13 protein-coding genes are annotated in these 13781 nt (G+C 45.1%); 11 read left to right on the plus strand and 2 right to left on the minus strand.

Annotated features, from left to right (window positions below; translation table 11 throughout):
• Positions 1–14 precede the first annotated feature (14 nt).
• On the minus strand, positions 15–359 hold the full coding sequence (gene hypA / locus AC1RNB_RS06265; protein ID WP_493081660.1) for a hydrogenase maturation nickel metallochaperone HypA: 345 nt from the start codon (positions 357–359) through the stop codon (positions 15–17).
• Between the two features lie 16 nt (positions 360–375).
• Positions 376–573 carry a hypothetical protein gene (locus AC1RNB_RS06270; protein ID WP_493081662.1) on the minus strand — a complete coding sequence of 66 codons (198 nt, stop codon included), beginning with the start codon at positions 571–573 and terminating at the stop codon, positions 376–378.
• Between the two features lie 149 nt (positions 574–722).
• Between AC1RNB_RS06270 and AC1RNB_RS06275 the strand changes: the two genes are divergently transcribed.
• The 11 genes from AC1RNB_RS06275 (at position 723) to AC1RNB_RS06325 (ending at position 13733) form a co-directional block, all read left to right on the plus strand.
• A complete protein-coding gene (locus tag AC1RNB_RS06275; protein ID WP_493081664.1) occupies positions 723–1853 on the plus strand; it encodes a hydrogenase small subunit in 1131 nt (376 codons plus the stop codon).
• Positions 1854–2137: 284 nt separating this feature from the next.
• Positions 2138–3862, plus strand: a complete 1725-nt coding sequence (locus tag AC1RNB_RS06280) for a nickel-dependent hydrogenase large subunit (RefSeq protein ID WP_493081666.1) — start codon at positions 2138–2140, stop codon at positions 3860–3862.
• Positions 3863–3996: 134 nt separating this feature from the next.
• On the plus strand, positions 3997–4728 hold the full coding sequence (gene cybH / locus AC1RNB_RS06285) for a Ni/Fe-hydrogenase, b-type cytochrome subunit (RefSeq protein ID WP_493081668.1): 732 nt from the start codon (positions 3997–3999) through the stop codon (positions 4726–4728).
• A complete protein-coding gene (locus tag AC1RNB_RS06290; protein WP_493081670.1) occupies positions 4725–5225 on the plus strand; it encodes a hydrogenase maturation protease in 501 nt (166 codons plus the stop codon). The genes cybH and AC1RNB_RS06290 overlap by 4 nt, the downstream gene beginning before the upstream one ends.
• Before the next feature lie 530 nt (positions 5226–5755).
• Positions 5756–6433 (plus strand): GNAT family N-acetyltransferase, encoded by a 678-nt coding sequence (locus AC1RNB_RS06295; protein ID WP_493081671.1) that lies wholly within the window; start codon positions 5756–5758, stop codon positions 6431–6433.
• A gap of 774 nt (positions 6434–7207) precedes the next feature.
• Entirely contained in the window at positions 7208–8575 is a 1368-nt protein-coding gene (locus tag AC1RNB_RS06300) for a TlpA family protein disulfide reductase (RefSeq protein ID WP_493081672.1), read from the plus strand.
• 553 nt (positions 8576–9128) lie between these two features.
• A complete protein-coding gene (locus tag AC1RNB_RS06305) occupies positions 9129–9701 on the plus strand; it encodes a helix-turn-helix domain-containing protein (RefSeq protein ID WP_493081674.1) in 573 nt (190 codons plus the stop codon).
• Positions 9702–9820: 119 nt separating this feature from the next.
• A complete protein-coding gene (locus AC1RNB_RS06310) occupies positions 9821–11281 on the plus strand; it encodes a serine hydrolase domain-containing protein (protein WP_493082068.1) in 1461 nt (486 codons plus the stop codon).
• 791 nt (positions 11282–12072) lie between these two features.
• Entirely contained in the window at positions 12073–12609 is a 537-nt protein-coding gene (locus AC1RNB_RS06315; protein ID WP_493081676.1) for a DUF2975 domain-containing protein, read from the plus strand.
• Between the two features lie 3 nt (positions 12610–12612).
• The gene (locus AC1RNB_RS06320) at positions 12613–12825 is read left to right on the plus strand and encodes a helix-turn-helix domain-containing protein (protein ID WP_493081678.1); all 213 of its coding nucleotides are present in this window, start codon (positions 12613–12615) and stop codon (positions 12823–12825) included.
• A 404-nt stretch (positions 12826–13229) separates the two neighbouring features.
• Entirely contained in the window at positions 13230–13733 is a 504-nt protein-coding gene (locus tag AC1RNB_RS06325; protein WP_493081680.1) for a fasciclin domain-containing protein, read from the plus strand.
• Positions 13734–13781: the final 48 nt, after the last annotated feature.

The raw sequence follows: 13781 nt of genomic DNA on the forward strand, positions 1-13781 counted from the left end.
TGGTTTTTGTGAGATTAATCGGGTAGTACCAAGGATCGGAGCCTGAGTTCCTTTCCACTTTTGACCTGGCATAGATGACTGCCACACACAGGGCAACCATCGTACAAATGCGCCATGGCAAATTCCGTTTCACAGTCCAGGCAGAAAGCCTTGCCTGCTATCCGGTTCACTTTGCGTTGTGCATTTTCCAGTATCGTTCGTTTAACAGCCTGTTGCCAGGCAAAATCAAAAGAATCCATTTCAATACCGCTTAAACAGCCGATATCGAGTTCGATCTCTTCTATTACAGTAGCATCATGATTGGCGGCCTGTGCCGTAGCCAGTTCAACAATGCTCATTACAATAGATAACTCGTGCATGTGGTACAGGAGTGGGTTAGGATTCTTTTTGTTTTCTTTTTTTCTCCCAGGCAATAAATACACCCGTAACGGCTACGGCTGCCAGGGTTACAAGCACATGTTGCGGAGAGGTGAAATAGTGGATAATGGTATACCCATCGGTTTCTCCATGACCCGGATGCGCCAGTGCCAGCAAGGGAATAAGCGTAGCCAGCGATGCAATGATTTTTTTCATATAAAAGTGGTTTTAGCGGATTACTATCTCCTGCAAAGTAGCAAATGAGATCCCGGATAAATATGACAATAATCATTTCCGGGGCTGATAAGCGTCATTTAAAAAGGGTATAGAGACGAGTACTTTGTACTCTCTTAAACCCACAAATCATGCCTAACGAGATCTTTCCCACCCAACAACCTACCTACTACGAAGAGGTGCAACGCAAAGGGTATAGCCGTCGTGATTTTCTCACCTTCGTCAGTATGATGACCGCCTTCATTGGTCTGGAGAATACGGCCATTGGCCAGGTAGCCAAAGCGCTGGAAACCCATCCACGGGTGCCGGTAATATGGCTTCACTTTCAGGAATGCACCTGCTGCAGCGAAAGTTTTATCCGCTCTTCCCACCCCATTGTAGCCGATATCCTGCTCGATAAGATCTCGCTCGATTATACCGAGACCCTGATGGCCGCTTCCGGTTTCCAGGCCGAAGAAGCCATGCAGAACACCATGAAAAAATACAAGGGCGAATACATCTTATGTGTGGAAGGCAGCGTACCGATGGGAGCAGACGGGGTGTACTGTATGATCGGGGGCAAAACCTCTTTGCAGATCTTAGAGGAAGCAGCTGAAGGTGCCAAAGCCATTATTGCCTGGGGCAGCTGCGCCAGCAATGGTTGCGTTCAGAGCGCCAAACCCAATCCTACCCAGGCCACGCCTATTCATAAACTGATCAAGGGCAAACCTATTATTAAAGTACCGGGCTGTCCTCCTATCGGCGAAGTAATGGCCGGTGTGATCGTTCACCTGGTAACTTTCGACCGTATTCCTGAACTGGACCGCCTCGGACGCCCCAAAGCTTTCTACAGCAAAAGGGTACACGATACCTGCTACCGCCGCCCCTACTACGATGCCGGTTTGTACGTAGAAAGCTTCGACGACGAAAACGCCAAAAAAGGCTACTGCCTCTATAAAGTGGGTTGTAAAGGACCTTCTACCTATAATGCCTGCGGTGTTACCAAATGGAACAACGGAACCAGCTTCCCCATCCAGTCAGGCCACCCCTGCATCGGTTGCAGTGAAGAGAATTTCTGGGACAACGGCAGGTTCTATGAAAGAGGCTCCGCTTTTGCCGGTTTTGGTATTGAAGCCAATGCAGACACTTTCGGTAAAGTGGCACTGGGCATAACCGGCGCGGCTTTGGCCGGACATGCGGTAATGACCAACATACGCAAGAAAAAACTGATCCGCGAAGTGGAAGACGAAGGCAAACAAAATGAACAAGAACTCAAATCCTGATTACTGATAATAATGTGATGTACAGAATGATAAAGACTGCCCATTCAGGGTGATCGAAGAAAAAATCCTAATCAGTCCCTGTGGACGGGCCTCATTGGGGTCGGTGTCAAGCGAAGCGAAGACAGATCAGATCATGCGAAGCAGATCTGATCAGAGGCCAATGCAGTCCCGCCATCGGCGGGATAACAGGGACGGGGCCCAGCGGCCGCGAGCGACAAAAACAATCCCGAATAGTCGGGTAATTGATTTTAATAATACCATCCGTTAACAATACAATTTGCTATATGAGTAAAAGAATTGTTGTAGACCCCATCACCCGCATAGAAGGCCACCTGCGGATAGAAGCAGACATCGAAAATGGCAAGATCAAAGATGCATTCAGCAGCGGTACCATGGTACGTTTGCTCGAAGAAATTCTGCGCGGCCGCGATCCGCGCGATGCCTGGGCCTTTGTTGGCCGCGTATGCGGCGTATGTACTTCTGTTCACTCCCTTACTTCGGTAAGGTGTGTAGAAGATGCATTGGGTATTACCGTTCCGCCCAATGCAGAACTGGTTCGTAATATCATGTTCTGCGCACAGTATATGCACGATCACGTGGTACACTTTTACCACTTACACGCCATGGACTGGGTAGATGTGGTAAATGCACTGAAAGCCGATCCGAAAAAAACATCGGAACTGGCACAGAGCATTTCCAAATGGCCCAAAAGCTCGGTGGGGTATTTCAGTGATATACAGGAGCGCATCAAAAAATTTGTAGCGAGTGGTCAGCTTGGCATTTTTGCCAACGGTTACTGGGGACACCCCGCCTATAAACTACCTGCCGAAGTAAACCTGATCGGCCTTGCCCACTACCTCGAAGCACTGGAATGGCAGAAAGAGATCGTAAAAATACATGCCATTTTCGGCGGTAAAAACCCGCACCCCAATTACCTCGTGGGCGGTATGGCCTGTTCCATCAGTCTGGATGACGTAAGCGGTATCAATGCAGAACGCCTGGCTTATGTGCAGCAACTGCTGCAGGATGGTAAAGAATTTATTGAGCAGGTATATATTCCGGACCTGATGGCCATTGCCTCTTTCTACAAAGACTGGGGCGCTATCGGCGGCGGACTCGGCAACTTCCTTGCCTACGGCGACCTGCCGGTGAATGATTACCGCGATGAAAAATCTTACAAGTTCCCCTCCGGCGCTATCCTCAACAAAGATATCAGCAAGGTATTTGAGGTAGACCTGCGCAAAGACGATGAAGTGCAGGAATTCATCAAACACTCCTGGTACGAGTACAAAGGCGGAGATGACCTGGGTCTGCACCCATGGAAGGGAGAAAGCAAAGTAAAATATACCGGTCCAAAACCACCGTTCGAACATTTAGATACCACGCAGAAATACAGTTACCTGAAAACACCGAGGTGGAAAGGTAATGCCATGGAAGTGGGTCCGCTGGCCCGTGTGCTGATCGGTTATGCAAGGGGCAGGGAAGATTACAAAGCGGTGGTTGACAAAGCCCTGAAAGACCTGAATATACCCGTAACCGCACTTTTCTCAACACTGGGCAGAACAGCCGCCCGCGGACTGGAAAGTGTGCTGGTGGCACAGTGGGGCATGGAGTTCTTCGATAAACTGATCGCCAATATCAAAAACGGCGATACGCGGATGGCAGATGCTACGATGTTCGATCCCAAAACCTGGCCCAAACAGGCAGTGGGTGTAGGACATGCAGAAGCCCCCCGTGGCGCCCTCGCACACTGGATCAATATTGAAGATGGAAAAATTGCCAACTACCAGTTGGTGGTACCTACCACCTGGAACGCATCGCCCAGAGATGGTAAAGGCGGTTTATCTGCCTACGAATCTTCGCTCATCGATACACCGGTGGCCAACGAAACACAACCACTCGAAATACTGCGCACCATCCACAGCTTCGACCCCTGTATGGCCTGCAGTGTGCACCTGTACGATGAAGAAGGAAAAACCATCAGCCGGGTAAGTGTAGTGGGAGAATAGTAATACCCCCTCTGCGAAACCTCCCTGCTCTCTCGTTCTCTGCGGTGAGCAGGATAGATTCACAGCAGAGAACAGGAGAACGCAGAGGTTACGCAGAGAGAAATGGATCGGCATCTAATCATCAAGCAATTCATATGAAAACAAAATACCTGCATGTTCACCGTTTACGCCGCGTGTATGTATGGGAACTGCCCGTACGTTATTATCACTGGCTGAATGCGCTGGCCATTATTGCGCTGATCATCACCGGCTTTTTTATTGCAGACCCGCTGGCCCTGCAAAGCAAAGACGAAGCCACCATGCGTTATACCATGGGCTGGGTGCGCGTGATCCACTTTGTGGCATCGTATGTGTTCTTTTTCAATTTTCTCTTCCGCCTGTACTGGGGTTTTGTGGGTAACAAATACGCCAACTGGCGCCAGTTCATTCCCACATCACGCAAGTTCATCAAAGAAATGTGGACGGTATTCAAGATCGATATCCTGATGCTGCGCGGTAAAGAACATATCAGTGTGGGCCATAATGCCATGGCTGGTTTTATTTATTTTCTTACGTTCTGGGCTTTCCTCATCCAGTGTTTAACCGGCTTTGGCCTCTATGCTGCCATGGGCACCTGGTGGCTGCCTAAGTTATTCAGCTGGGTTCCGGCTATGTTCGGCGGCGATATCATGACCCGGCAGGTACACCACTGGGCCATGTGGTTTTTTATCCTGTTTGCGGTGATACATGTATACCTCGTATTTTACCATGATTATGTAGAAGGACGCGGCGAAATGAGTAGTATGGGCGGTGGCTGGAAATTTATCGAAGAAGATGTGTTCCAGAACGAGGAACACCATACCCCTAACAAACCAAAAAGCAAATGATGGTTAGCAACTCCCCAATACTGATACTCGGTATCGGCAATTACCTGATGGGCGATGAAGGCGTGGGCGTACACACCGCACTCAGGCTGCAGGAGATGGGTCTTCCGGAAAACATCAAAATAGTAGATGGGGGAACCGGCGGTTTTCATCTCCTGCAATATTTTGAAGACCACGATACCATGATCCTCATCGATGCCACACTCGATGGTAATACACCCGGCACCATCCGTTTAATAGAACCCCGTTTTGCCAAAGACTTCCCCCGCGCCATGAGCACCCACGATATCGGCCTCCGCGATATGGTAAGCGCCCTGCAGTGGATGGAGAAAATGCCACATATCTATCTCTTTGTAGTCAGCATCGAAACCATTCAGCAACAGGGGATTGAATTAACACCTGCTATCGAACAGGCCATGCCTCTGCTACTGGAGAAAGTGAAAGAGCAGGCACTACAATTACTGACACAAAAACAGTTTGCTCCCGCTCTGCTAGCTTAATTCCCTCTCTGCGAACCTCTGCGCTCTCGTTCTCTGCGGTGAATGAAGCTTGCTTTCATCGCAGAGGACGGGGAGTTTACCCAGAGGGAAGATTATATCTGATTTACGCCTTTGTTATTGAATTATTTAAATAAGACGAGATGTTCTATGCTTAAACATCTAGCAGAATAGCAATCCCACTATTTACTTTTTTGTCTTGACACAAAAAAGTAACAAAAAAAGTCAAGGCTCTTGAAAAAATAAGAATAAAAAATTGCCTTATAAGGGTGTTCGATGAAAAATTTCTATTCAGTCCCTGTGGACGGGCCTCATTGGGTTCGGTGTCGAGCGAAGCGAAGACAGATCAGATCATGCGAAGCAGATCTGATCAGAGGCCAATGCAGCCCGGTAACAGGGACGGGGCCCAGCGGCCCAGGAGCGACAAGAAATTCTAACTAACAGGGTGTTTATACTAGCGCAACAGGTTAGATGATTTAATTAACCAGATTTCTTAGTTTCTGTACTTTCGCCTTTCAGTAATTCAATTACCCGTGCATCTTTTAGACAACCCCGTATGGCAGGCACTCAACAGTGCCGACAGTCGTTTTAACCAGGGCGATGCCGTGGCCGGCTATTTCCCCGAAGAAGTCTCACCCTTTGCCGCCTTACCCAACTGGAGCGCGGCTATGCAGCAGGTATTATACCAGCGTTTGCCGGAGAACCGTTCCTGGTCGGCCGTGGTAAAAGAGCCCATCGTGTTTGAAGCGGAATGGGAACTGAAATTCTCTACCACCCTGCACCAGATGACCTGCGAAAACTTTATCCCCTATACCAATGGCGAGCTCGAAACGCAGCCACTCAATACCAGCCATGTACCCGCCATGCTCGCATTAACGGCCCTCACCAAACCCGGCCCATTTTTGCAACGCACCATCGAGTTCGGCAATTACCATGGCATATTCGATGGCGAAGAACTGGTGGCCATGACCGGCGAGCGACTGCACCTGAACGGATACACCGAGATCAGTGCCGTATGCACCCACCCCGATTATGAAGGAAAGGGCTATGGCGCTTTACTCGTATCGCTCGTAACCCAACAGATCATTGCGCAGGGAAAGATCCCCTTCCTGCACGTAAAATGGGACAACCAGCGCGCCATTAAAATGTACGAACGCCTCGGTTTTGCGCACCGGTCTGATATGTATTTTGGGGTGTTTAAGAGAAGGTGAGTATCGCCGCGTGATTGTATTTTTTGGTTTCCACCTGTAGAAATCATGGCATCTTTACTTGCGTCGCACACTTGAGCTGCAGTGCAGGCTTGGGCTTTACAACTTTCTATTCCTATAGCTTGTATTTGACCCCCTATTACAAAAAATACACCTCACCATAAACCATGCCCCAGCGGGGCATAAGGTTTGTAACACCACACAACAAAAAATTTCGTCAATGCCCCGGCGGGGCTACCGGTTTCTAACAACACCTAACAGAGATTTCCATATGCCCCAGCGGGGCAACAGGTTTGTAACACCCCATAACAAAAACTATCCACGATGCCCCGGAGGGGCTACCGGTTTCTAACAACACCTAATAGAGATTTCTATATGCCCCAGCGGGGCAACAGGTTTGTAACACCCCATAACAAAAACTATCCACGATGCCCCGGAGGGGCTACCCTATGGTTATAAATGTTAAACGAATACACCGATAACGCAGGTGGTGTACCTACGGCACACTGGAAATGAAATGGAATCTGTTTTCTACAGACCTTTTGCCCCGCGGGGGCTGAGCAGTTTTACAGCACTATCCGAAAAGCAACCTCTGTTTTACGAGGAAAAAAGTAAATAAGCGATACTGATCTGCCACATTTTAGTTCCCCCAATATCGCGAAGAGATTTGCTATCAGCGAGTTATAGAAAAGGGAGAAATTCAGGAAACTTATTATATTTATGAGTTGCCTGTAATGCATCCGCAGACACTCAGCACAACAAAAAATCCTGATAGCAATGAGAATATTTTTGACATTATTTATTTCAGCGATCATTCTAAACGCTAACGCACAAGTAGAAATAACTGGTAATGTAAAAAACTATAATGACTCTATATTTTATATTACCGAAACAGGGGGCTTTAATAACTTTACCAGAGTTTGGCGAGACAATAGGGTAAAGGTAATGGTCAATAAGAATAAGACCTTTAAGGTTACAATTCCTGAAGAATCCATTGGGGCTTGGTACATCAAGACAGAAAACGGAAATCAAATATTTGATTTTGTGAAAGGGGAAAGTCAAAAATTAATTGTGGATTTTTCTCAACCCAATCCTATTTATGCAATTGGAAAAAATGCAGGAGATTTTAATTTTTCTATCATTTTGCATGACAGTATAATTAATTATTTTTCAAAACACCATTTTTCAGAAAAAAAAAGAAACAAGAATATTGACAGTGTTTTATTTTACCGGAAAAACTTCGCCTCATATAAAATAAATCTATTGAAGAAGTACAGAACTAAGCATGAGATGTCTGATACTTATTATAATTGGCTTCTGTCTCAATATGCATATGAACCCTATGAAAGAACACTGGTAGAGAATATATCCAATAGGGATTCCTTGGATGATGGCACAATATCAAAACTTATAGAGAAAGGAATTAGTGATGAGTATGCTGCATTAAATACGAGCGGGTATAATGATCTTGTTGATTTTTACGTTGCTTCGAAACTAAATAAAATTGGAAGAAAGTTAACGCTAAACGATCGTTTTAATTATGTAGCCGACAGTAATATCCTGACAGGAAATACAAAAGAAGTCTACCTATCCAGGTTTATGGCATGGTTGATTAAAACCCCAGACAGTATTTATAGTCAATTATTTGATAGGTATGACAAAATTGTTCATGACAAAAAAATGAAACAAAATGTAGTTAGTAGACGAAATGATTATTTAACTCCAACACTATCTTCATCTGTATATTTTGATAATAAGAGAGCAAATTCTATTACTGACATTTTCAGCAAGTATAAAGGGAAAGTAATTTACGTAGACTTTTGGGCCAGTTGGTGTATACCATGCAGAGCCGAAATGCCGAATGCTAGTATATTAAAAGATAAACTAAAAGGGAAAAACATTGTATTTCTTTATTTAGGATATAATGATAAAGAAAAGGCTTGGCTAAAAGCACGTAACCAAATAGGCATTCAGGGAGAACATTACCTGTTAGATGACAAAATGATAAGAGAAGCTGAAGAACTGTTTGTAATTAATGGCATACCACATTATGCAATTATTGACAAAGACGGTAAAATTATTAGTAAAAGGGCAGAGCGACCAAGGGATGCATACAAAGAATTATTAGACTTAGTTAATAAATGAGTGTCTCATCCTAAAACAAGTTTCCTTCTGCAAAAAAATCGGCTCTGTTCTTCGCTTAGTATTGCCAATCCATTGAGTATCAACCCCATTAATTTCTTGTGCAAAACGAACTGCTCAATGATGGTGGGTGCTACCAGGCAAAGAGCCCCCTGGCGGAGGCTTTTTGGAAAACGCAGGGAGTTCCGTTTATAATAAATCATCGTACCCCATATACTGTAGCATCCGCTGCCAGAGCTACCTTCAACCCACTTCTTCGCAGTTTACCTGTAACACATATAACTCCAGACTCCCCAAACCGATTCCCTGTAAAACACCAAATGTATTTTGTTCTATAGGCCAGAAACAAGCCATCAGTAAGCCGATTACCATGTTTTGATAAGCCACCGCTAACCCATGGATAACCACCCGGCTTCTGCGGCATACCCTGCGAAGAAGAAAAATGGGAAGTGCCGGATAAGCTACCGGGAGAAACGTCGGGGCAACAGGCCTGAATTTTACACGGCTGGCTCCGTATCTAAGGTAAACGATAGATATTTACTGCCAAATAGCAAGCATGTCCAAGCTAAAAGATATCAGAGAACAACAAAACCTGACACAGGAGGAATTATCAGAAAGATCTGGCCTATCCGTAAGAACAATTCAGCGAATTGAAGCCGGAAAAGACCCCAAAGGATACACACTCAGAATATTATCAGAAAAACTGGGCGTTCCGGAAATCAACTTATTGAATAAACAACCTGGCATCGAAAACAGGGAAGCGTCTTCCCCAGCAACACAAAATGAAAGCCCGGTTTTATTTAACTACGCATTAATCAGGTTAATCAATCTATCGTCAATACCATTCGTCATACTCCCGCCCTTGAATATTCTGCTGCCACTAATACTGATGTTTGCAACTAAACAGAAGAACCCTATCGCCAGGCAAATAGTTTCTGTACAAATCATGTGGACCATTGTAGCACCCCTGTTGTTCTTATTGGGTGTGTTTATGAAGTTGGGCAGTGGTTTTACCCCGGTACTGATGCTCCTGTTGGCCGCATCCAATCTGTACATCGTTCTCAGGAACGCGGTTGAGATAGATAAAAAAAATAGACTATACTATAAATTGGATTTCAATTTGATATAAAGCTGTCGGGGTATTGTCAGGTTATTGGCGGGGTTGATTTTTTTACGTTCTGAGTGCAGTTATCAACTTTGGCAAAAATCACAGCTATGCCAAAAAAACGATTCTTGTGTGCCCTTTTTATGCTAACCGTAAGCCTAACCAGCCAGGCGCAGATTTCAAAAGACAGTAAGCTATACAGAACCATCCTTTCAAAAGACAGCCTGCTTTTTAATGTAGGGTTCAACACCTGCAACATCGCACAGTTTGAGGCCTTGGTAAGTGACAAATTGGAATTCTTTCACGACCAGGGGGGCTTTGCTGATAAAACTAAATTTCTGAATGATCTACGAAACGGGCTGTGCAAAAGCCCTGCTGATTTTCAGGCAAGAAGGGAACTCTTGCCCGAAACAACGGAAATTTTTGCCCTGTACAATAATGGAACCCTGTACGGGGCAATTCAGGAGGGGATACATCAGTTCTTCGAAAAACAACCCAACAAACCTGAAAAATTTGGAAGTTCGGCCAGGTTTACCCACCTCTGGCTGTTAGAAAACAACGAATGGAAACTTAGAAAAGTATTAAGTTACGAGCACCAGGAAAAGCAACTTGCTGTTGCCCACACATCCCTATTTACCAACGATGCAGAAATGGAAAACTGGTTGCGGAAAAACAAGGTCCCTACTTTGGGCATAGGCCTGATCAAAGACGGCAGGTTGAACCAGGTAAAAGTTTACGGCGAATTGCAACAGGGTGTTGCTGCACCCTATAACACCCTATTTAATGTAGCCTCACTTACCAAACCCATAACTGCCATGCTAACTTTACAACTGGTAAGCGTAGGCAACTGGGATTTGGATGAACCCATTTATAAATACTGGATAGACTCCGATGTTGCAAAAGATAAAAATGTAAAAAAATTGACAACAAGGCATATTTTAACCCACCAAACAGGTTTTACCAATTGGCGCGGTAATAACCCGGATGGAAAACTACATTTTGAATTTGCACCGGGAACAAAATATCAATATTCGGGTGAGGGGTTTGAGTATTTACGAAAAGCATTGGAAAATAAATTCAGAAAAACACTGAATCAACTGGCAGCTGAATTAATTTTTGAACCCCTGAAGATGAAGGACACGAAATATTTTTGGGATGACAAAACAGACAGTACAAGGTTTTCATCCGGTTATAATCCCGAAGGAGTACCCTATACAACCATTAAAAACAAAACAGCAAATGCCGCCGACGATTTATTAACTACGGTTGAAGATTATGGCACTTTTTTAGCAGGCATACTGAATGGCGGCGGTTTATCGAAAAAAGTCTTTGCTGATATGGTAACACACCAGGTGGCTACCAAAAAAGACAAATATTTTGGGCTTGGATTTGAGATCTATGACTTGGGAAATGGGGAATATGCTTTATCGCACGGCGGTTCTGACAAAGGATGCCAAACAATTGTTTTTCTTCTTCCTGCTACAAAACAAGGGCTAATTATTTTTACCAATGTAGACGATGGTTACAAAGTTTATGAAAAACTATTACTGCATTACTTAGGCAACTTCGGAAGAAAAATTATTGACATTGAAATGAAGCAGTAACCACCACCGGAAGCGTAGTACCCACGATGGAACATCTCTTCTCCCGCCGTTTTGGTCGCCTGACCACAGGTGTTCGGAACATTCTATTTTGCTACCCGGGGCTGAAGTCCCAACAAGAAATAGGTCTATTCTTTGCATCCACGCTCTGAAGAGTGTGGCAAATTGTCTTTTCCCTTTTGCCCCGCTCTTCAGAGCGGCGGAGACATCAGATTACAATTCTTTATCAGGGACTTTAGTCCCGAGTAAAGAATTGTATAAAAGAGTACTAAACATCTTCCGAACACCTGTGGTCAGACGACCAACTACGGCAGCCAGAATCAACCCCATTAATTTCTTGTGCAAAACCTATTACTCAATAATGCCTCGGTACTACCAGGCCAGGAGCCCCAGGCAAGAGATAGTGTGTACCCACACACTTCTTAGTTTAGCCATAAGACACCCGACTCTCCAATCCCTAATCTCGCCCCATCCCCTCAAATGCGCCTCAAGACACTTCAAATGCAAGGTGTCTTGTTCGGGCAACCAAGCCAGTAAACACCAGCAAACCACATACACCGCAACTCCCCCTGCCTTACTCACCACTCCCTCCATTCACCGCAGAGCCGCAGCGCGCGCAGAGGATTCGCAGAGAGTTACTCCCGGTGGGTATCCCCCCACAAAACTCCCCCATTCACCATTATCCACTCACGACTCACGCCTCACGACTCACGATTTCTCGAAAAAAGACTTATTTTTATTGTTTATCAATAAATATTTATTATTATTGCAGTGTTATTTAAAATTCACACACCATGACAAAGAACACCAACATCCTCTTCACGATCCTGCAGATAGTAGCCTGGATCATCTTCGTAGGCCTATGTATTGAGGCCGGGGCCATACTCGTTAATTTCGCTTACAGCCTGTTCAAACCCTCCGTGGTAAAATATTTATACCAGAAGGTAGACTTGAGTGTCCTGTACCAGCGCAGCCAATGGGCCTATTATGGCATGTATAGTTTTATTATTAGCATTGCCCTGTTAAAAGCGCACCTGTTTTATATCGTTATCCGGCTGCTACTTAAACTGGACCTCGCAAAACCTTTTAACAGCTATGTATCTCAACAGATCACACAACTGAGCTATTACACATTTTCAATAGGGATCATAAGTTATATCGGGCGGCAAACAGCCAAATCGCTTATTCACTATGGGTACGACAGTAGTCCGCTGAACCCGTTCTGGACAGATAGCCAGGCGTTTGTTTTAATGGCAGCAGTGATCTATGTGATTGCCGCCATTTTTGCCAAGGGAGTAGAGATCCAGAACGAAAACGATTTAACCGTATAAACCATGCCGATTATTGTAAACTTAGATGTAATGATGGCCAAACGGAAAATCTCCCTGAATGAACTGTCCGAAAGAGTGGATCTGACCTTATCTAATCTGTCCATTTTAAAAACGGGGAAAGCCAAAGCCATCCGTTTCAGCACCCTCGAAGCCATCTGCAAAGCGCTCGACTGTCAGCCGGCCGATATTTTAGAATATGTGGCCGATAGTAAATAAGAGCGATGCAGTTACAATACCCTCCTGCTTTTTCTTAAAAACAGGAGGGTGTGTAAGCGAGCTGGTATATGTTGATTTTTGCATCTTCTCTTCGAAGAAGGAAAACCACTACTACCCCGCTTTTCTCACCACTGACCACTCACGATTCACGATTAACGACCCGCTATTCACCGCAGAGCCGCGGAGCACGCAGCGGATTCGCAGAGATCCTTGTTTAAAAGAAGCAGCCTGTTCTTATGCGCAGCATCTACAAAATAAAAACAGCTTCCGCCTGAACATGACCCGCTGTTTATGATGAAGCAAAAAATCATATAACCCACCTTAAACACGACTGTTAATTATCTGTTAGCGCACAACTTTCTTTCTGCATAGTATGTAATTATCGTCTAAACTAAACACCTACTATGAAACTGAAATTTATTCTGATGCTGCTGATTGGCGGTACTTTATCTGTATCTGCGCAGAAAACCGTTGTTGACATTGCCGTAGGTTCTAAAGACCATTCTACCCTGGTAGCTGCCGTAAAAGCTGCCGACCTGGTGAGTACTTTACAAAGCGCCGGACCCTTTACTGTATTTGCACCTACCAATGCTGCTTTTGCCAAATTACCAGCCGGTACCGTAGAGAATCTGCTGAAAGCAGAGAACAAAGCTACCCTGGCCAAAATTCTTACCTACCACGTAGTAGCCGGTAACCTGGATGCAGCTGCGGTTGTAAAAGCCATCACCGATGGTAAAGGAAAAGTGGTAGTGAAAACTGTAAGTGGTGGAAGTCTTACCGCTTCACTGAAAGATGGTAAAGTAATTCTGACTGACGAGAACGGTGCCACTGCTACTGTAGTAGCTACCGACCTGAAAGCCGGTAACGGTGTAATACACGTGATCGATGGTGTGGTGTTACCTAAATAAAATCTGTAAGATCCCCTCCACTCTGCGAAACCTCTGCTCCTCTCGTTC

It is taken from the genome of Sediminibacterium sp. GW821-FHT12F12, from assembly GCF_058806635.1.